Origin of the sequence: Pseudoalteromonas sp. 2CM32C (assembly GCF_023161925.1) — a bacterium.
Classification (GTDB): Bacteria; Pseudomonadota; Gammaproteobacteria; order Enterobacterales; family Alteromonadaceae; genus Pseudoalteromonas; species Pseudoalteromonas marina.
Window position 1 is genome coordinate 63568 of the sequence record NZ_JALNTI010000005.1, and the last position, 20116, is coordinate 83683.

16 protein-coding genes are annotated in these 20116 nt (G+C 40.2%); 13 read left to right on the top strand and 3 right to left on the bottom strand.

What is annotated here, in order from left to right:
* Positions 1–3: 3 nt before the first annotated feature.
* Positions 4–510, bottom strand: a complete 507-nt coding sequence (locus MTF67_RS11030) for an ACT domain-containing protein (RefSeq protein ID WP_006791200.1) — start codon at positions 508–510, stop codon at positions 4–6.
* Between the two features lie 365 nt (positions 511–875).
* Between MTF67_RS11030 and MTF67_RS11035 the strand changes: the two genes are divergently transcribed.
* The 7 genes from MTF67_RS11035 to MTF67_RS11065 all read left to right on the top strand — a co-directional run bounded on the left by MTF67_RS11035 (position 876) and on the right by MTF67_RS11065 (position 9519).
* The gene (locus MTF67_RS11035; RefSeq protein WP_006791199.1) at positions 876–3110 is read left to right on the top strand and encodes an ABC transporter permease subunit; all 2235 of its coding nucleotides are present in this window, start codon (positions 876–878) and stop codon (positions 3108–3110) included.
* A gap of 15 nt (positions 3111–3125) precedes the next feature.
* A complete protein-coding gene (gene pstA / locus MTF67_RS11040; RefSeq protein WP_248519553.1) occupies positions 3126–4775 on the top strand; it encodes a phosphate ABC transporter permease PstA in 1650 nt (549 codons plus the stop codon).
* 27 nt (positions 4776–4802) lie between these two features.
* A complete protein-coding gene (gene pstB / locus MTF67_RS11045) occupies positions 4803–5630 on the top strand; it encodes a phosphate ABC transporter ATP-binding protein PstB (RefSeq protein ID WP_006791197.1) in 828 nt (275 codons plus the stop codon).
* Between the two features lie 46 nt (positions 5631–5676).
* Positions 5677–6378 carry a phosphate signaling complex protein PhoU gene (phoU, locus tag MTF67_RS11050; protein ID WP_006791196.1) on the top strand — a complete coding sequence of 234 codons (702 nt, stop codon included), beginning with the start codon at positions 5677–5679 and terminating at the stop codon, positions 6376–6378.
* A gap of 143 nt (positions 6379–6521) precedes the next feature.
* Positions 6522–7199 carry a TIGR00153 family protein gene (locus MTF67_RS11055; protein WP_006791195.1) on the top strand — a complete coding sequence of 226 codons (678 nt, stop codon included), beginning with the start codon at positions 6522–6524 and terminating at the stop codon, positions 7197–7199.
* A 39-nt stretch (positions 7200–7238) separates the two neighbouring features.
* Entirely contained in the window at positions 7239–8507 is a 1269-nt protein-coding gene (locus tag MTF67_RS11060; protein ID WP_008130472.1) for an inorganic phosphate transporter, read from the top strand.
* Positions 8508–8589: 82 nt separating this feature from the next.
* Positions 8590–9519 carry a hydrogen peroxide-inducible genes activator gene (locus MTF67_RS11065; protein WP_006791193.1) on the top strand — a complete coding sequence of 310 codons (930 nt, stop codon included), beginning with the start codon at positions 8590–8592 and terminating at the stop codon, positions 9517–9519.
* A gap of 30 nt (positions 9520–9549) precedes the next feature.
* Here MTF67_RS11065 and MTF67_RS11070 read toward each other — a convergent pair whose 3' ends face one another.
* Entirely contained in the window at positions 9550–9762 is a 213-nt protein-coding gene (locus tag MTF67_RS11070) for a hypothetical protein (protein WP_006791192.1), read from the bottom strand.
* 194 nt (positions 9763–9956) lie between these two features.
* Entirely contained in the window at positions 9957–12473 is a 2517-nt protein-coding gene (locus tag MTF67_RS11075) for an EAL domain-containing protein (protein WP_248519554.1), read from the bottom strand.
* A gap of 193 nt (positions 12474–12666) precedes the next feature.
* Between MTF67_RS11075 and queA the strand changes: the two genes are divergently transcribed.
* The 6 genes from queA to MTF67_RS11105 all read left to right on the top strand — a co-directional run bounded on the left by queA (position 12667) and on the right by MTF67_RS11105 (position 20112).
* Complete coding sequence (gene queA, locus MTF67_RS11080; protein WP_248519555.1) at positions 12667–13698, top strand: tRNA preQ1(34) S-adenosylmethionine ribosyltransferase-isomerase QueA; 1032 nt, start codon at positions 12667–12669, stop codon at positions 13696–13698.
* Between the two features lie 184 nt (positions 13699–13882).
* The gene (gene tgt / locus MTF67_RS11085) at positions 13883–15010 is read left to right on the top strand and encodes a tRNA guanosine(34) transglycosylase Tgt (protein ID WP_006791189.1); all 1128 of its coding nucleotides are present in this window, start codon (positions 13883–13885) and stop codon (positions 15008–15010) included.
* A 25-nt stretch (positions 15011–15035) separates the two neighbouring features.
* Positions 15036–15371 carry a preprotein translocase subunit YajC gene (yajC, locus tag MTF67_RS11090; RefSeq protein WP_006791188.1) on the top strand — a complete coding sequence of 112 codons (336 nt, stop codon included), beginning with the start codon at positions 15036–15038 and terminating at the stop codon, positions 15369–15371.
* A gap of 19 nt (positions 15372–15390) precedes the next feature.
* Positions 15391–17250, top strand: coding sequence for a protein translocase subunit SecD (secD, locus tag MTF67_RS11095; protein WP_006791187.1), 1860 nt, complete (start codon positions 15391–15393; stop codon positions 17248–17250).
* Positions 17251–17259: 9 nt separating this feature from the next.
* The gene (gene secF / locus MTF67_RS11100; protein WP_006791186.1) at positions 17260–18213 is read left to right on the top strand and encodes a protein translocase subunit SecF; all 954 of its coding nucleotides are present in this window, start codon (positions 17260–17262) and stop codon (positions 18211–18213) included.
* Between the two features lie 129 nt (positions 18214–18342).
* Positions 18343–20112 (top strand): bifunctional diguanylate cyclase/phosphodiesterase, encoded by a 1770-nt coding sequence (locus MTF67_RS11105; RefSeq protein WP_248519556.1) that lies wholly within the window; start codon positions 18343–18345, stop codon positions 20110–20112.
* The last annotated feature ends 4 nt before the right edge of the window (positions 20113–20116 follow it).

Genomic DNA, 20116 nt, shown 5'->3' on the forward strand with positions numbered 1-20116 from the left:
AAATTATGCTTCTTCTGTGTCTACTATTAAGTCGCTGGTTATTGACTCAAGCGCATCAATTACTTCGTCTTTATCCATTCCGTTAGGTAAGGTAACGGTTGCAACAGCGCTAAAAATAGGGACTCCCCAATTAGGTGCGCTTTGTTGTCTAGAATTTAAATGAGTAATACTTGCTCCTTTGTGTCGTATTACGCTCGCGAGCTCTTGGACAATACCAGGGCGATCGTTTCCTGTGATCACTAAATTGATTTGTTCACGTGGTGAAGGTTCAATTTCAGTATTGCCAGCTTCAATACGCACTTCAAGTTTTGGTAAAGCAGTAAGCGCGTTTTGCAGTTCCTGAAAATGCTCTTCAGCAACTTCTAACTGAATAATCCCTGCAAAATGACCTAATAAATGGCTAAGGTTACTACATAACCAGTTGCCGTGATTTTTTAAAACTACCGATGAAATATCTTCTACTAAGCCTGGACGATCCTTTCCTAAAATAGTTATTACCAACTGTTTCATAAATTGTGCCTCTTTTTAAGCCCGAAGAATGTAAATGCGTAGGCATTAAATAAAATATGTTTTGATGCTGACGCGCTTTTATAGGTTAATGATTTTATTATGTTAATAATTAATTTAACGTGAATGAAAGAAAGGTAAGCGCATCCCTTAATTTACCATTTGAGTATTAACCTCGTTAAATGCTTTGTCCAATTATTTTTGTTATTTAGTTCCCTTCTAAATGACTAATCTAACGCTTAATTAATACAATAACTTATGCCACCTTAGATATACCTTTAATTAGAGTGCTTATTATGACCGTTGTAACATTACTGTCATCTTGATGAAATATAATTTATAGAACGTTAAGATTTAAAGGTGTTTTGATGACTTCCAATCCGAATAAACCGTCTTTTAATACGGATCGAAGCCGTCTATTTAAAGACAGGTTTGCCAAATTTGGCATAACCGCCGGTGGAGTAATGGTATTAATAGCGCTGTTGTTAATATTTTTCTACCTTCTTTATGTAGTACAGCCAATTTTTGAGTCGGCTAAAGTTGAAAAGCGTGACAGCTTCACAGTAAGTAACGCAGATCAAATAGTTGGCTTAGGTGTTGAAGAGCAAACCGAAGTTGCTTATTTACTAAGCCAACAAGGCCAAGTTGATTTTTACAATGTAGAAAAAGCAAGTTTTGGTAAAAAACTCAAGACGCTTAATGTTGCTCTTCCAAGCGAAGTAACAAGCTTTGCAACGAGTGCACCGTTTCAGGGCCAATACGCCTATGGTTTAGAAAACGGCACTGTAATGGTGGTTGTACCTAAATTTTTAGTTACCTTTCCAAATAACGAACGCAAATTAACGCCACGCGTTGATTACCCGCTTGGTGAAATGGCGTTAGAAGTTGATGCTCAAGGCGCTGCTATCAAGCGTTTTGCGTTTACTCACTATGAAGATAAAACGGCGGTTGTTGCATTAACCGCAGATAAGCGCGTTTTGTTTAGCAGCTTTGTTGCTGAAGAAAACATGTTTACAGGTGAAGTAGAGTGGGTTGTTGAGCGAACAGAGCTTGATGTTGAAGGTCGTGTAGATGAGCTTTTAATTTCGCCAGATACAACACGTACGTTTATTCGTTCAGCTAATCAAATTTACGTTTATGATACGCGTTACCCGAGTGAAGTAGAGCAAATCCAGTTATTATCGGCTAATGAAGAAAACGCTAATATAGTGTCTGCTCAGTTACTTGCGGGTGCAAACTCGTTAATGCTTGCTAACGATAACGGTGAAGTGTCGCAGTGGTTTGAAGTAAACACAGACGCTGGTCGTCAGTTCCAAAAAATTCGTGCGTTTGAAACAACCAAACAAAGCAAATTAAATATTTTTACAGAATTTTATCGTCGTACTTTTTTCACTACCAGCAGTAACGGTGAGCTTGGTGTTTACTACACAACAAGCGAAGCTAAGTTGTGGCAGGGTAAAGTAAGTGAAGGCGAAATTAAACACTTTGCAATTGCTCCACGTTCAAATGCTGCGTTAATTTTAGCGGATGGTAAATTAACGGTATTAGAGGTTCACAACGAACATCCTGAAGTAACATGGTCTGCGTTATGGCAAGAAGTGTGGTACGAAGGTTATCCAGAGCCTGCATACATTTGGCAGTCAACATCTGCAAGTGATGACTTTGAATCTAAATTTTCGCTAGTGCCTATTTCGTTCGGTACAATTAAAGCGGCTTTTTACGCTATGTTATTTGCAGTACCCATTGCGATTTCGTCGGCAATTTACACTGCGTACTTTATGTCGAGTGGATTACGTAAGGTTGTAAAGCCAACCGTTGAAATAATGGAAGCACTTCCTACGGTTATTTTAGGCTTTTTAGCGGGCCTTTGGTTAGCGCCTTTAATTGAAGAGCACTTACCTGCAATTGTTGGCTTACTCATTTTATTACCTATTGGTATTTTAGGTTCAGCACTTGCGTGGACGAAGTTACCAGCAAGTATTCGCCATAAAATACCTGAAGGTTCTCATTCAATTATTTTGATTCCTGTTGTGTTAGTTGTTGGTTGGTTCTCGTTCGCAATGAGCGAAACAGTAGAGCTGTGGATGTTTGACGGTAATGTTCGCCAGTATCTAACAAACGAGTTAGGTATGACATTCGACCAACGTAATTCATTGGTAGTGGGTATAGCAATGGGTTTTGCAGTGGTTCCAACTATCTTCTCTATTGCGGAAGACGCCGTATTTAGTGTACCTAAACACTTATCAAATGGTTCATTAGCACTAGGGGCTACTCAATGGCAAACACTCGTACGTGTTGTGCTATTAACTGCAAGCCCAGGTATATTCTCTGCGGTAATGATGGGCTTAGGACGTGCCGTAGGCGAAACCATGATTGTACTCATGGCAACAGGTAACACACCGATTATGGACTGGAGTATTTTCCAAGGCATGAGAACGCTGGCAGCTAATATTGCGGTAGAAATGCCTGAATCAGAAGTAGGTAGCTCGCATTACAGAATATTGTTTTTAGCCGCCTTTGTACTATTCATATTCACCTTTGTATTTAACACGTTAGCTGAGTTTGTTCGCCAGCAGTTACGTGAAAAATACAGCTCAATGTAAGTGGAGAGACACGACATGGTAAAGCAGTGGTTTAAGTCTGGTTCTCCTTGGATTTGGATGACCGGCGGTGCAGTGAGCATCAGCTTAATTTCGGTTTTAGGTATATTAGCGATGATAGCCTGGAAGGGATTGAGTTTTTTCTGGCCTTCTCAAGTTGTACAGTTTGAGCTTGAAGGCTCGATTGCCAAGCAAACCGTTATTGGTGAAGTTTACGACCGTGAACTCGTACCAAAAGAACGTTTGGCAGCGACAGGTGTTGATGTTTCAGCATTTGATAAAGAAGAATTTGAACGTTTACTTATAAAAACAGGTAACCGTGAATACGTAGCTCTAGATTTTCGTTGGATACTTGAAACCGACATAAAAGCAAAGTCTACACCCGCTACGCTTGCAGTATTTGAACGTAGTAAAAATGGTAATTTTTACGGGTATGTAGAAGGTGTATTTAAAGACGGCAAGCCAGTAGAGGGCGATAAAGTAGAGGCTTTATATGGCCTTGTTGAGCGTGCTGTAGATTTAAATGATGAAGCACTGGATTTACAAAATGGCGATATAGGTCATATCAACTATGAACTTGAGCGCTTACGCTTAAAAGAGAAAAGCTACTTACTTGATAACCAGTTAACAGATGAACGTGTTGCAGAGCTTGCAAAAATGCGTGCTGAATTACGTGCCGAGTACGGCGAGCTTGAAAAAGAGTTATTTGCACTGCGTAAACAGGCAAAACGTGACCATGTTACGGTAAAAGATATGCGCGGCGAAATAGTCACGATCCCTATGTATCAAGTACTTGATGTGTGGTTTCCGAACGACATGGGCTTTTTTGCAAAGCTAGGCCATTACTTTGGTCAACTAGGCAAGTTTGTGTCTGACGATCCACGCGAAGCAAATACAGAAGGCGGTGTATTCCCTGCTATATTTGGTACTGTATTTATGGTTATGTTGATGGCTGTGATAGTAACGCCGTTTGGTGTTGTTGCTGCTATTTACTTGCATGAATACGCGGCTAAAAATGCGGTCACTAAAATGATTCGTATCGCGGTAATTAACTTAGCGGGTGTACCTTCTATTGTTTATGGTGTATTTGGCTTAGGCTTTTTTGTATATATGCTTGGTGGCAGTATTGACCAATTATTTTACCCAGAGTCTTCACCAACACCAGTATTTGGTACGCCAGGTGTAATGTGGTCTGCACTAACATTGGCAATACTAACGTTACCCGTGGTTATTGTATCTACGGAAGAGGGTTTATCACGTATTCCAAGCACTGTACGTGACGGTTCATTAGCATTGGGTGCAACTAAAGTTGAAACCCTATGGCGTATTGTAATTCCAATGGCAAGCCCTGCAATTATGACGGGGTTAATACTGGCTGTTGCACGTGCTGCAGGCGAAGTTGCGCCCCTGATGTTGGTAGGTGTTGTTAAAATGGCACCGACGTTACCATTAGACGGCAACTTTCCATATTTTCACTTAGACAGAAAGTTCATGCACTTAGGCTTTCATATTTACGATGTTGGCTTCCAAAGCCCGAATGTTGAAGCGGCACGCCCGCTGGTATATGCAACGGCATTTTTACTTGTGTCGGTTATTATCACACTCAACATAACGGCCATTGGTATACGTAACCATTTACGTGAAAAATTCAGATCGCTTGAACACTAATTAGTAAAGATTTAATAGGTAACAAACATGATTACAGTCGCTCCAAAAGTAAACCAAGCCAATTTGGGCATGAAGTTAGATTTAGACAATTTAACAGACGAGCAAAAAGCGTTAGAGATTAAAGATCTCGATCTTTACTACGGTGATAAACAAGCGCTTAGTAAAGTGAATATGAATATTCCAAAAGGCCAAGTAACGGCGTTTATCGGCCCATCAGGTTGTGGTAAATCAACGCTATTACGCTGTATTAACCGCATGAATGATTTGGTTGATATTTGTCGAATTGAAGGTGAAATACTCCTTCATGGACAAAATATTTACGATAAAAATGTAGATGTTGCGGCGCTTCGCCGTAACGTTGGGATGGTGTTTCAGCGTCCTAATCCATTTCCAAAATCGATTTATGAAAATGTAGTCTATGGTCTACGCTTACAAGGCATTAAAGAAAAGCGTAAGTTAGACGAAGTAGTAGAGCAGTCATTACGTGGCGCTGCTTTATGGGATGAAGTAAAAGATAGACTGCATGATAGTGCATTTGGTTTATCAGGCGGTCAGCAACAGCGTTTAGTTATTGCTCGTTCTATTGCGATAGAGCCTGAGGTTTTATTACTAGATGAACCAACGTCTGCACTTGATCCAATTTCGACTTTAGTTATTGAAGAACTAATTAACGATTTAAAGAATAAATTTACCGTGGTTATTGTTACGCATAACATGCAACAAGCAGCGCGAGTGTCTGACCAAACAGCCTTTATGTACATGGGTGAACTGATTGAGTACTCAGATACAAATACCTTATTTACAACACCAACAAAGAAAAAGACTGAAGATTATATTACAGGTCGTTACGGCTAAATAATTAACAGTATCGTGTTGTACAAGATTTAGAGAGAAGGTAATTATGGAACATAATATTAATAAGCATATTTCTGGTCGCTTTAATCAAGAGCTTGAAAATGTTCGTAACCATGTACTAAGCATGGGTGGGTTAGTTGAGCAACAACTAAGTAGTGCGCTTGATGCGGTAAGCACAAACGATGCAGAACTTGCAGAAAAAGTGCGTAAAAACGACTACAAAGTTAATGCTATGGAAGTGAGCATTGATGAAGAATGTACTCGAATTATTGCGCGTCGTCAGCCCGCTGCCAGCGATTTACGTTTGGTGATTGCGATTGCAAAAACTATTGCTGATTTAGAGCGTATTGGCGATGAAGCTGAGCGTATTGCAAAAGTGGCTCTCGATTCTTTCACTAAAGATCAACAAGATTTGTTAGTGAATATTGAAAATATGGGTCGTCAGGTTTTAAAAATGTTACACGATGTACTTGATGCGTTTGCACGTATGGATGTGCAACGCGCATTTGAAGTACACAAAGAAGATGCTAAAGTTGATCGTGAATATGAAGCCATAACACGTCAAATTATGACGTACATGATGGAAGATCCACGTTCTATTCCAAAAATCATGGATTTAGTTTGGTCAGTGCGTTCATTAGAGCGGATTGGCGACCGTTGTCAGAATATTGCTGAGTACATTATCTACTTTGTAAATGGTAAAGATATTCGCCATATATCACAGGAAGATATTGAAAAATCGCTTTAAAGTTCATTAGCGCATTTTAACAAAGCGGCTATAAGCCGCTTTGTTTATTTAGCTATAAGTTAAATAATAAAAACCGTTCACAATTGTTGTGAATACTGTAAAATCGCATGCTGCACGCATGTAATTTGATTAAAGGGTCAGTTATGCCTACAAACGCGTTTTTAGGAGTTTTTGCAAAATCTCCTTTCAAACCAATGGAAGATCACATCAAAAAAGTTCATCAAGCTAGTAAAGCTTTGATACCTTTTTTTAATCACGTTTTTAAAGAAGAGTGGACACAAGCAGAAGAGCTTCGTATCACTATTCGTAATTTAGAGCGTGAAGCCGATGACATGAAAAGAGACATACGTTTACAGTTACCACGCGGTTTATTTATGCCGGTAGAACGTACGGATCTGCTCGAGTTAGTAACCCAACAAGACAAAATTGCTAATAAAGCAAAAGACATTGCTGGGCGCGTAATCGGTCGTGAAATGACCATACCAGCAGTAATGCAAGCTGATTTCTTGGCTTACTTAACTCGTTGTGTGGATGCGACAAAACAAGCATCTAAAGCAATAAACGAGTTAGAAGAGCTATTAGAAACAGGCTTTAAAGGTCGCGAAGTGACCTTAGTAGAAAAAATGCTCGTTGAATTGGATGCAATAGAACAAGACACGGATGACATGCAAATTAAAGTACGCCGCCAACTACGTGAAGTAGAAAGTGAACTTAACCCTGTAGATGTAATGTTTTTATACAGCATTATTGAATGGGTTGGTGAGCTTGCAGATATTGCAGAGCGCGTAGGATCACGTCTTGAGCTGATGTTAGCTCGTTAATTTAAAATCAGTTCAAACACGAAAGATTAAGGTTATACAATGGATATCATTGCATCTTACGGCACGGTATTAGTTTTAATTGCCGCAGCTGTTGGTTTTTTCATGGCTTATGGTATTGGCGCGAACGACGTTGCGAACGCCATGGGTACATCTGTAGGTTCAAAAGCATTAACAATCAAACAAGCTATTTTAATAGCTATGATTTTTGAGTTTGCAGGTGCTTATTTGGCAGGTGGTGAAGTTACATCAACTATTCGTAAAGGAATAATTGATGCTGCACCGTTTGCGAATATTCCTGAACTGATGGTTTTAGGTATGATTGCCGCGCTATTTGCCGCGGGTTCATGGCTACTAATCGCTTCATTTTTAGGTTGGCCAGTATCAACAACTCACTCTATTATTGGTGCAATCATTGGTTTTGCGCTAGTAGCTGTGGGTACAGAAGCAATCCAGTGGAATAAAGTAGGCGGCATTGTAGGAAGCTGGATCATTACACCAGCTATATCCGGCTTTATTGCGTATCTAATATTCATGAGCGCGCAAAAGCTTATATTTGATACAGATGCACCATTAAAGAACGCTAAACGCTACGTACCAATCTACATGGGTTTAGCGGGTTTTATCATGGCTTTAGTTACAATCAAAAAAGGTTTAAAGCACGTTGGTATTAACCTAGGTTCAGTTGAAGGCTATGCGCTTTCAATTGGTGTTGCAGTGGTTGTTGCCATCATTGGTAAAATTGCTATTTCTCGCTTAAACATCGATCCTAAAGCTGATAAGCAAATGCAATTTAATAACGTAGAAAAAGTGTTTGCGGTATTAATGGTGTTAACCGCTTGTTGTATGGCATTTGCTCACGGTTCTAACGATGTTGCTAATGCAATTGGTCCACTAGCTGCTGTTGTAAATATTGTTGAAAACAACGGTGAAATTGCTAAGAAGGCAGCAATTGCATGGTGGATTCTTCCACTAGGTGGCTTTGGTATTGTTGCAGGTCTTGCCATTTTAGGTAAAAAAGTAATTAAAACAATTGGTGAAGGCATTACACATTTAACGCCTAGCCGTGGTTTTGCTGCAGAACTTGCCGCTGCTTCTACTGTTGTTATTGCATCAGGAACTGGTATGCCAATCTCTACTACTCAAACCTTAGTGGGTGCGGTACTAGGTGTAGGTATGGCACGTGGTATTGGTGCACTTAACATGAGCGTTATCAGAAACATTGTAGTTTCTTGGGTAATAACGTTGCCAGTTGGTGCTGCCCTTGCTATTGTTATCTTCTACGTACTGAGAACCGCATTTGGGGTTTAACAAAAAAGTACTAAAAGACTTTTAGCTTGAAAAGATCTCAATGCCCTAGGTATTGGGGTCTTTTTATTTGTGGAAAGAAAAAATGACCAATCTTCCAAGTATTAAACAGCTTCAGTATTTACTCGCTGTTCATCAGCATCAGCATTTTGGCCGTGCAGCCAGTGCCTGCTTTATTGGCCAGTCGACACTAAGCAGTGCCATTCAAAACCTTGAAGAAACGCTAGGTTGCCAACTTATTGAGCGTGAAAACCGAAGCCTTATGTTTACAAGCATAGGTGAAGAGGTTGTTGAGCGTTCACGAAAAATAATCAACGACACTATTAGTTTAAAAGAGCTTACAAAAAGCTTTTTAACGCCCCTTAGCGGTAAGTTAACCGTAGGCGTTATTCCTACTATTGCAAGCTTTATTGCAGCGCCTTTGTATCACTTTTGTCAGCAAACTTTTTGTGAATTAGAGTTGGTACTAATTGAGGATACCAGCGACAAATTACTGGATAAGCTAGAGCATGGGCACATTGACTTAGCGTTACTGGCATTACCGTATGCAACCGACAAGTTCCATACCCAAATTTTAGCAAAAGATCATTTTAGCTTAGTGCACCATAAAGATTATATGCCTGCAAAGGGCGTAGAAGACTTTAACCTATTACCTGATGCCAGTGTGTTTTTGTTAGAGCGAGAGCACTGTATGACGGGTCACGCGCTGAGTGCGTGCCATTTAAACCGCTCAAGCTGTATTAACCCATTTGAAGCGGCCAGCTTACATACATTACTCAGTATGGTTGAACACCAGCTCGGGGTGACCTTTTTACCACAAATGGCCATTAATGCCGGTATTTTAGAAAATAAACAGATGGTAGCCACACCGTCGCAAAGCGATGCTTACAGAGATATTGGTATTCTTTGGCGAAAAACTACTGGACGTATTCGCGATTTTAAATTGTTTAGCCAGCAGCTTGAGGTGTTTTTACAACGCCAATGTAGTTTAAACTTTAATGAGCCAAGCAATTAAAGTTAACCGCTATTAAAAAATTAAAGCAGCCTACAATGGCTGCTTTTGACTTTGAACATGGCTTTCAAATGGCTCCAGTTCAGGTAAAAAAAGTAAGTAAATCCATACCACTACATTAAAGTAGGGCACGCATCCTAATACGGTAAATACTTTGACGGGGTAACCTTTTAAACTTGAATACCTGTAACATTGGTACGCAATAATAAGGTGAATTATCAGTAATAATATAACTAGTTGCGCCATACCTTCCTCCCTAAAACCCTTGTAACTTGTAATCAACCATGTATTGACTGGGGGTTGATGTCATGTTTATACAGCGTAATCCTTTAAATTACATGACATCCTCTTTATCTGATAAAGAAAGTATAGGCAAGAAAGAAAATAATGGAAGAAAAAAGTGACGTTAAATTGTTCGAATTTGTTAGTTTTAACCTAGGCTACTGTTGGTAAATACTTTTATTTTGATAAATTTTTTCAAGCTCATCATTTATTTTTTCAACAGGAACGGGGCGAGCAATAAAGTAGCCTTGTCCGTAGTCGACACCAATGTCTCTTAAAGTAGTAAATAATTCTTTATTTTCAACGTATTCCGCAACAGAATATTTATCGAGTGAGCGACTAATGTCGTTAATTGCTTTTACCAAAGCAAGGTCAATGGGGTCATTAAGCATGTCGCGAACAAACGAGCCATCTATTTTCACATGTTGAGCAGGCAGCTGTTTTAGGTAACTAAAGGTACTAAAGCCAGTCCCAAAATCGTCTATTGAGAAGTGACACCCTAAAGAGTTAAGTTTATCAATCATCTTACGTGTAGCTTGTATGTTATTTATGCTTGCGGATTCGGTGATCTCAAAAATAATCCGTGTGGCGGGAACATTGTACTTTTCAAGGTTCGATTCAATGAGTGGTAGCAGCCGTTCATCTAAGAATGATTGTGCAGATAGATTAATAGCAACTTGGCTAAGTTGAGGGTATTTTGCAACACTGGCAATTGCATTTCTAATTACGCACTGATCCATTAAAAAGGTGTCGTTAAGCATTTCTAGAGACGGAATAAACTGATTAGGGTAAATAAGAGTGCCTTCATGCTTTAAGCGCAATAGTGCCTCAAAGTAAGCAACTTTTTCTGCTTTAAAATCCCATATAGGCTGGTAATGCAATTCAATATTATTCTGTTGAAGTGCTTGGCGGATTTCGTGTCCCCACTCAAGACCTGTTTGAAGTGTATTGTTGTGCGCATCTTCTTTTGAATAGCAATGTACTAAGTTACGGCCTAAGTTTTTTGCAATATACAAAGCAATGTCGGCTTGTTTTAAACACTCATTAGGGTCGTTATTGTTTACTGTAATTTGCGTTAAGCCGATAGAGCAGCTTATTGTGTAGCTTTGCTCGTTTGACTTAAAGGTATGCTGCTCTATGGCACTACAGACACCTTCTGCAATAAGGTGCGCATCGAGTAGGTTCATATTTTTTAGAATGACGGCAAATTCATCGCCACCAATGCGACATACTAAGTGTTCTTTTTCAATGTTGTCTTTAAACAGCTGAGCCACATCTTTTAACACCAAGTCGCCTTGATGATGACCTTGGCTATCATTAATAATTTTAAAATGATCAAGGTCAATGTAAATCAAGGCATGCTCAACATCGCTGTGAGTATGTTTGGGTTTACAAATACGACTTAGCTCTTGGTCAAAGTGGTATCGGTTGTGTAGGCCAGTTAATGGATCATGCAGCGCAAGGTGGCGTAATTGAAGTTCGGCTTGCTTACGCTCGTGAATGTTATCAATAGTGACAGTGATCGTTGCATTATTGCGTCTGTTTTTAATTAGCTGCAACCTACATTCAACCCAAATTTGGCCACCGTTTTTATGTTGGAGTTTTATTTCTATTTGCTGATGATCGTTCCCACCACCGAGTATATCGTCGATGGTTGCTTTGAGCTTTATCTGACATTCACCAGTATAAAATTGCGTTAGGCTTTTTTGCAGGCTTGTTTTAACGCCAAAACCACTTAAGGTTTCCCAGGCTGGATTTATAAAGCGAATTTTTCCTAACTGGTCGAGCTCAAGAACAACAGTATTAAGGTGCAATAATATGCGCTGATGAGCTGAGAATAGTTCTTTATACCTCACTTCGCTTACGCTTAACTGCTCTACTTTTTGAGCAAATTCAGCGTAGCTCACCATAAAGTCTTCTCGACGAGCGGCATGATCACATACTTTATTTAAAAATGAAGGTTCGTAAGGGGCGCGAATAAAATCGGTTACGCCCGATAACAAAAGCTGTTCGGCATAATCTGCATCAGCGCTATCTATAATAGTAACAATGGCTTGCTTTGGGTTATGTTGTAAAATATTTTCGACAAGCAAGCTAGATTCATCGGTTTTTTCTTGAGTGGTATCAAGCAGTACGATTGAGAACTGTTGTTGGTTGTACTGGTTCAGTGCGGCTTTACACGTTGTGACATGTGTAATAGCAAAATTTAGTTTTAGTTCTTCAGTTATAGACTCCGCTTTATTTGTCTGGGGCTCTAACAAAAGTAGGTTTAGTCGACTGCTTTTTTCTAAATGTGTAGATAAAACATTAGCCAGAACTTGCGGTAGCATATCTTGGTTTTCAAACGGTAAAACAGCGTCGATTCCGTAACTACGGGCGGTTGTTTCTGCAATTCGTTCGCAGTAAGTCGGGGGCATCAACAAAATAGGGGTGTTTTTAGGGGTTTTTAATAGCCCTGAGCGAATCATACGAGAAAAACGCCAACCGTCTATTTTACCCACATTTAATCCAGTGATAATAATATCAACCGGTTGTTGCTTAAGAGTTTTAAGAGCTTCCTGGCTATCATTTGCTTCGATAAAGCTAAATACGTTAAGCTTTTTTAAAGTATCTTTAATCACCCTGCGCTCAGCACGGCTTGCATTTAAAATCAGCAAATTTAATTGTTCTGCCACGCAGGAGATCCTAAAAATCGTAATTTACTACCATTACTAAGGGTAATAAGTTTTGTTAGTAAGAACAAGTAGATTTGAATAATCCCCCCGAATAGAGGGATGCTCAGGTTTACAGTAGTTGGATTGGCTTCTTGAGCTTAATTGACGATAGATATACACTTGGCGCGATTTTTAATGATGTGGATTACCAACTATGCGCGTAGCTGACTTTAGTTTTGACTTACCCGATGAATTAATTGCTCGCTTTCCAAAAAAAGATCGTACGAGTAGCCGCTTATTAAGCCTCGATGGTCCAACAGGGGAGATAAGCCATAAAGTATTTAGTGATATTCTTGAGCTAGTTAACGAAAACGACTTACTCATCTTTAATAATACGCGAGTAATACCAGCACGTATGTTTGGCCAAAAAGCATCGGGCGGTAAGGTTGAGGTACTTGTAGAACGAGTATTGGATGAACACCGTGTGCTTGCTCATGTTCGTGCAAGTAAATCATTAAAACCAGGCAATGAGGTTATTTTAGAAGGCAAAGCTAAAGCCACTATGATTGCCCGTCACGACACCTTATTTGAGCTGGAATTTGATCACAGCAAAAATGTACTCGATACACTTAACGATATTGGTCACATGCCGTTACCGCCTTATATTGACCGACCAGATGACGAAGCTGACCGCGAACGTTATCAAACAGTATATGGTGAAAAACCAGGGGCTGTGGCAGCACCTACAGCGGGCTTACATTTTGACGAGCCGCTTATGGCTGCGCTTAAAAATAAAGGTGTAAACATGGCCTTTGTCACGTTACACGTAGGCGCAGGTACATTTCAGCCGGTACGTGTAGAGACCATTGACGAACACGTCATGCACTCAGAATACATTGAAGTACCACAAGATGTTGTGGACGCTGTAGCACAGACTAAAGCGAGCGGTGGGCGAGTGATTGCTGTTGGTACTACATCAATGCGTTCGCTTGAATCAGCTGCAAAAATACATGGCGGTAAATTAGATACTTACTTTGGCGATACCGATATTTTTATTTTTCCGGGTTACCAATTTAACGTCGTCGATGCCATGGTCACTAATTTCCATTTACCTGAGTCAACGTTAATTATGTTGGTGAGCGCGTTCAGCGGACAAGACAACATAATGGGTGCCTACAACACAGCAATAGAACAAAAATATCACTTTTTTAGTTATGGCGATGCTATGTTTTTAACACGTAAATAGCGCTGTTTTATTTATTATCAAATATAACTAACACTCAACCCCAGCATACTTGCTGGGGTTTTTAGTTGCATATGATTATAACGAGCGAATTTACCGCAGCTAATAGTATTAGCAGTGCAAAAAGGGTAGAATCGAGCGGTTAAATTATAGCTTGTTGGACTGTTTTTCCGACATTGAGGATGATATGAAATTTGAATTAGACCGCACCGACGGTAAAGCGCGCCGTGGCCGCTTGATTTTTGACCGTGGTGTAATAGAAACACCTGCATTTATGCCAGTAGGTACTTACGGTACTGTTAAAGGCATGACACCTGATGAAGTTAAAGCAACAGGTGCGCAAATTTGTTTAGGTAATACCTTTCACTTAATGCTTCGCCCTGGTACTGAAATTATTAAACAGCACGGTGATTTGCACGACTTTATGAATTGGGACTTCCCAATTTTAACTGACTCAGGCGGCTTCCAAGTATTTAGTCTTGGCGCAATGCGTAAAATTACCGAAGAAGGTGTTTTGTTTCAGTCACCTGTAAACGGTGACCAAATAATGATGTCGCCAGAAAAATCAATGGAAGTGCAACGTGATTTAGGGTCAGATATTGTAATGATATTTGACGAATGTACACCATACCCTGCTACTGAAAAAGAAGCTAAAGACTCTATGGAGTTGTCTCTTCGTTGGGCTAAACGCTCAAAAGAAGGTCACGGCGATAACCCTTCTGCGTTATTTGGTATTATTCAAGGTGGTATGTACCCAGAATTACGTGCACAATCACAAGCCGGTTTAGAAGAGATTGGCTTTGACGGCTATGCATTGGGTGGTTTGTCAGTTGGTGAACCTAAAAACGAAATGATGAATATTCTTGATCATTGTGCGTACAAAATGCCTGAAAATAAGCCGCGTTACTTAATGGGTGTTGGCAAGCCAGAAGATTTGGTTGAATCGGTACGCCGTGGCATAGATATGTTTGACTGTGTTATGCCAACGCGTAATGCACGTAATGGTCACTTATTTATTACCACTGGTATTATTAAAATACGTAACGCAGTGCACAAAACAGATACCGGTCCACTCGACCCTGATTGTGATTGCCATACGTGTAAAAATTACTCGCGTGCTTATTTACATCACCTTGATAAATGTAATGAAATTTTAGGTGCACGACTAAACACAATACATAACTTACGTTACTATCAACGTGTTATGGAAGGCCTGCGCAATGCAATTAGCGAAGGTAAACTAGAAGAATTTGTAAAAGATTTTTACGCTCGCCGCGGCCAAGAAGTGCCAGAGCTTGCAGATATAAAAAATTAAACTTTAAATTTAAAGAGGAAGTATTATGAGTTTATTTATTTCAAACGCACACGCATCAGCTGGCGCACCTGCAGCCGGTGGCGGCATGGAAATGCTAATCATGTTAGCTATTTTCGGTTTAGTTTTTTACTTTTTAATTTACCGCCCACAAGCTAAGCGTGTTAAAGAGCATAAAGGCTTAATGAATGCGATGGCTAAAGGCGATGAAGTACTAACCCAAGGTGGTTTAGTAGGTAAAATTGTTAAAATTGCAGAAGATAAAGATTTCATCGTTATCTCTTTAAATGAGCAAGCAGAAGTTACAGTTCAAAAAGCGTCTGTATCTGCTGTATTGCCAAAAGGCACAATGAAGTCGCTATAAAAATAATAAGGACGACCCCGTGTTAAACAAGTTTCCAGTGTGGAAGTATTTACTTGTTTTAGCTGTGGTTGCCATTGGCCTTTTATATGCCTCTCCAAACTTGTATGGCCGTGACCCGGCTATACAAGTTTCGGGCGCTAAAGGTGCTGATGTTGATCTCAGTGTAGTAGACAAAGTAAACGCAACCCTTAAAAAACATAACGTAGCAGTTAAATCAACTAAGCTTGAAGGCGGGCAAATACTTGTTCGTTTTAAAAATGTTGAAGAGCAATTAAAAGCACAAGATTTATTGCGTGACTCGCTAAGTGACGATTACATTTCAGCCATTAATATGGCGCCGGCTCAACCTCTTTGGTTAAAATCCCTTGGCGGAAATCCAATGAAGTTAGGTCTAGATTTAAGTGGTGGCGTACATTTCACCATGGAAATCGACATGGCAACAGCGGTTGATAACCAGCTTGAGCAAATGGAGCAAGATTTCCGTAGCGATCTACGCGAAGAAAAACTTCGTTATCGCAGCGTTCGTCGCGTGGCTGGCTCCGACCGTATGCGTGTTGAAATGCGTAATGAAGAAGATAAAAATGCTGCAGAGCGCTTTTTAGAATCTCGTTACCCACTTAACGTATACATTGATGACAGCAGTAACGATAATGCATTTTTTGCCACTATGAGTGAGCAAAAGCTGAAAGAGATTCGTGACTACGCCATCAAGCAAAACGAAACAATCATTCGTAATCGTATCAACCAAATTGGTGTTGCAGAGCCAAACGTACAGCGCCAAGGTGCTGAACGTATAATTGTTCAATTACCTGGTGTGCAAGATACCGCTCGTGCTAAAGAAATTTTAGGCGCGACAGCAACGCTTGAGTTTCGTGAAGTAGACGAAAACGCCGATCCAAGCGCTGCCGCTCAGGGCCGTATCCCTGCAGGCACTGAAATGATCATGAGCCGCGACGGTTACCCTGTGGTACTTAAAAAACGCATCATTCTTGAAGGTAGCCATATCACTGGCGCTCAATCAGGCGCAGATGAATACCAACGCCCACAAGTAAGCATTTCACTCGACAGCAAAGGCGGTTCAAAAATGAATGCCTTTACTAAGCGTGCAATTGGCAAACGCATGGCAACGGTATTTATTGAATACAAACCATCAGGTAAAAAAGACGAAAATGGTAAAGCACTTCCACCTATTAAGGTAGAAGAAGTTATTAACGTGGCAACAATTCAAGCTCGTTTAGACCGCTCTTTTCGTATTACAGGTATTGATAACCCAGCTGAAGCACATAACTTAAGTTTACTGCTTCGCGCAGGTGCACTTGTTGCGCCAATTCAAATTGTTGAAGAGCGTACAGTGGGGCCAAGCTTAGGCCAAGAAAACATTGAAGCAGGTATGACTGCGGTTGCACTTGGTTTTGCGTTTGTACTTGCCTTTATGCTTATTTATTACAAAGGGTTTGGCTTAGTGGCTAACTTAGCGCTTGCTGCCAACTTGGTGCTTATTGTTGGCATAATGTCACTTATTCCAGGCGCTACGTTAACCTTGCCGGGTATTGCAGGTATTGTACTGACAGTTGGTATGGCGGTTGATGCTAACGTACTTATTTTTGAACGTATCCGTGAAGAGCTGGCCGATGGTCGTAGCCCGCAACAAGCCGTTCATTTCGGTTACGATAGCGCATTCAGTACTATATTTGATGCCAATATCACTACGTTAATTGCGGCAGTTATATTGTTTGCAGTGGGCACGGGCCCAATTGCAGGCTTTGCCGTTACATTAGCTATTGGTATTTTAACTTCAATGTTTACAGCCATTGTTGGTACCCGAGCGGTGATCAACTTATTTATTGGTGGTAAACGCATTGATAAACTTTCTATTTAAGGAGCAGACATGCAAATTTTAAGTTTGGGTAGCAGAACCCTTCGTTTCATGTCTCTTCGAAAAGTGGCAATGGGCTTTTCTACGCTATTAATTGTAGCGTCGATAGTATCAATGTTTACGAAGGGCTTAAATTTTGGTCTTGATTTTACCGGCGGCACCGCGGTAGAAGTGGGTTTTTCTCAACCGGCTGATCTTAAAAAAGTGCGTAATGTACTTGGTGAAAATGGCTTTGCTGATGCATCAGTGCAGCTATTTGGTTCGAGCCAAGATATATTAGTGCGCTTAGCTCCACGTGGAAGCGATGTTAAAGCTGAAGTAATTGGTAACCAAGTAATTGATGCACTGAAAAAAGCGGACGACAGCGTAGTCATGCGTCGTATTGAGTTTGTTGGCCCAAGTGTCGGTGAAGACTTGAAAGAGCAGGGTGGCCTAGCCATGTTAACTGCACTTATTTGTATCTTAATTTACGTTGCATTTCGTTTTGAATGGCGTTTTGCTGTGGGTGCTGTAGGCGCACTATTACACGATGTAATTATCACTTTAGGTTTGTTTTCAGTACTGGGTTTAGAGTTTGATTTAACTATATTAGCGGCAATATTGGCGGTAATCGGTTACTCACTCAACGATACTATTGTTGTATCTGACCGTATTCGTGAAAACTTCCGAAAAGTACGCATCGACGATACCGTTGAAATTATTGATATTTCACTTACGCAAACACTTAACCGTACACTTGTTACATCAATCACCACAATTTTGGTATTGATTGCATTGTTTGTATGGGGTGGACAAACCATTCATGGTTTTGCTACTGCATTATTGTTTGGTGTATTTATTGGTACATATTCTTCTGTATATGTTGCAAGCTCGGTTGCACTTGCAATGGGAGTAAGTAAAGAAGATTTAATACCAGAAGTGATAGAAAAAGAAGGTGCAGATCAAGATCCGATGGCAATGCCATAATCTTAAATGCATTAAAAAAAACCGCTCTATGAGCGGTTTTTTATTGCCTGTAATATAGGGGCTTGAAATAAAAATGTCATACAGAATTGATATTTTGTTGCTCTATTTAAAATAATAATTGAGCCAGTAGTGACCCTTCAACGACAAGCCTTAGAGGCTATTTTAGATAGTGGGGAAGTAACCACGTTATTTCAGCCTATTTTAGATATATCTGGTCAGCTCATTCTTGGTTACGAGGCGCTTAGCCGTGGTCCACAAAATAGCCCATTAGAAATGCCCAATAAGCTCTTTAAAGCTGCGCATCAAGAGGGTCTTATTTCTGAGCTAGAGCTACTATGCCGCTCAAAGGCAATAGAAAACTTTGTTAAGCTAAATTTGCAAGGTAAGCTTTTTTTAAATGTGAGTCCAAAAACGCTACTAGACCCTTGCCACCCAAAAGGCGAAACACGCCACCTAACCGAGCAGTTTGGTTTAGCGACTAATCGTGTTGTTATAGAAGTAACAGAGCAAGACAAAGTAGATAACGACGACTTATTACTTAAAACCATTGCGCATTACCGAGAGCTCGGTTTTACCATTGCAATTGATGATTTAGGTGCTGGGTACTCTGGCTTAAAGCAATGGTCTGCACTGCGTCCTGACTATGTAAAAATAGATCGTTATTTTATCGACCATTGCGATCAGAGTGAGGTTAAAAAGGAGTTTTTAAAATCAATTATTGTTTTAGCTAAAGCAACAAACACATTAGTAATTGCCGAAGGCATAGAGCGCTCTGAGGAACTCGCACTGGTTGAAAGTTTAGGCATTAATAATGTACAAGGTTTTTTATTTGAACGACCGAACTTGCAACCAAGTCGTGATTTTAGCTCTGCTCAAATACAAGCACTTACATTTAAATTATGTGATCAGTTTGATCAGTCAATGGCGATTGGCGCGCTAAGCCAACCACAAAAGGCCATAGCAAGTGATACCCGATGCAAAGACGCTCATTTACTTTTTGAGCAAGACAAAGCCATTATTAGCATACCTGTAATCAATCAACAGAGTCAGCCAGTGGGCCTACTACATAAAGACCAACTTACCGAGGTATTTGCAGCACCCTATGGTCATGCTCTTTATGATAAGCGCCCTGTTATAGAGTTAATGGATAAACAACCTCTGATTGTTGCTGAGGACCAAAAGCTAGATACGGTGAGTAAGCAAATAACTGAGCAAGACTTCGATATTAGGCGCCATATTGTGATTACTAGAGGCGGCAATTATTTAGGGCTTGCGCCTCTTAGAGACATTTTAAAACATATAACAGAAGAAAAAATTCGCCACGCACAACATGCAAACCCGCTAACAATGTTGCCAGGCAATGTCGCAATAAACGAAGCTATAGAGCATAGGTTACGTAATAAAAATAAATTTCATCTTGCTTATATTGACCTGAATCACTTTAAACAGTTTAACGATCTTTATGGCTACGCGAGTGGTGATAGTGTCATTAAATTATTGGCTGATGTAACAGTGCAAGCCTGTACAAATAGTGCTAACTTTGTAGGACACATTGGTGGTGACGACTTTATGGTTGTTTTTGACCAAAGCGATGCGGTAAGTATTTGTAATCGTATTATTGAAAAGTTTGAACATCGTTCTCGTGCTTTTTTTACGCCCGATCACATAGCTAGCAAAGGGTATTGGGCTACAAATCGTGAAGGTGAAAAGCAGTTTGTACCGTTACTCACCTTATCTATCGGATTAGTTGAACCCGATTTACAGCAGTGCAAAAATAGCCATCAGGTTGCAGCATTAGCAACGGATGCAAAGAAAGAAGCCAAACGATTTCGTCATAGCTATCTTTTTACATGCAAGCGAAGGCGCCCAGCGCCTCCAGTAGTAGCGATTAGCAAATAGTAAA

Bases quoted from the DNA above. Each gene is read 5' to 3' on its own strand.
- tgt (WP_006791189.1), top strand. From the start codon at position 13,883: ATGAAATTTGAATTAGACCGCACCGACGGTAAAGCGCGCCGTGGCCGC.
- MTF67_RS11070 (WP_006791192.1), bottom strand. From the start codon at position 9,762: ATGGCGCAACTAGTTATATTATTACTGATAATTCACCTTATTATTGCG.
- secF (WP_006791186.1), top strand. From the start codon at position 17,260: ATGCAAATTTTAAGTTTGGGTAGCAGAACCCTTCGTTTCATGTCTCTT.
- MTF67_RS11060 (WP_008130472.1), top strand. From the start codon at position 7,239: ATGGATATCATTGCATCTTACGGCACGGTATTAGTTTTAATTGCCGCA.
- pstB (WP_006791197.1), top strand. From the start codon at position 4,803: ATGATTACAGTCGCTCCAAAAGTAAACCAAGCCAATTTGGGCATGAAG.
- queA (WP_248519555.1), top strand. From the start codon at position 12,667: ATGCGCGTAGCTGACTTTAGTTTTGACTTACCCGATGAATTAATTGCT.
- phoU (WP_006791196.1), top strand. From the start codon at position 5,677: ATGGAACATAATATTAATAAGCATATTTCTGGTCGCTTTAATCAAGAG.
- MTF67_RS11030 (WP_006791200.1), bottom strand. From the start codon at position 510: ATGAAACAGTTGGTAATAACTATTTTAGGAAAGGATCGTCCAGGCTTA.
- yajC (WP_006791188.1), top strand. From the start codon at position 15,036: ATGAGTTTATTTATTTCAAACGCACACGCATCAGCTGGCGCACCTGCA.
- MTF67_RS11065 (WP_006791193.1), top strand. From the start codon at position 8,590: ATGACCAATCTTCCAAGTATTAAACAGCTTCAGTATTTACTCGCTGTT.
- MTF67_RS11035 (WP_006791199.1), top strand. From the start codon at position 876: ATGACTTCCAATCCGAATAAACCGTCTTTTAATACGGATCGAAGCCGT.
- MTF67_RS11055 (WP_006791195.1), top strand. From the start codon at position 6,522: ATGCCTACAAACGCGTTTTTAGGAGTTTTTGCAAAATCTCCTTTCAAA.
- pstA (WP_248519553.1), top strand. From the start codon at position 3,126: ATGGTAAAGCAGTGGTTTAAGTCTGGTTCTCCTTGGATTTGGATGACC.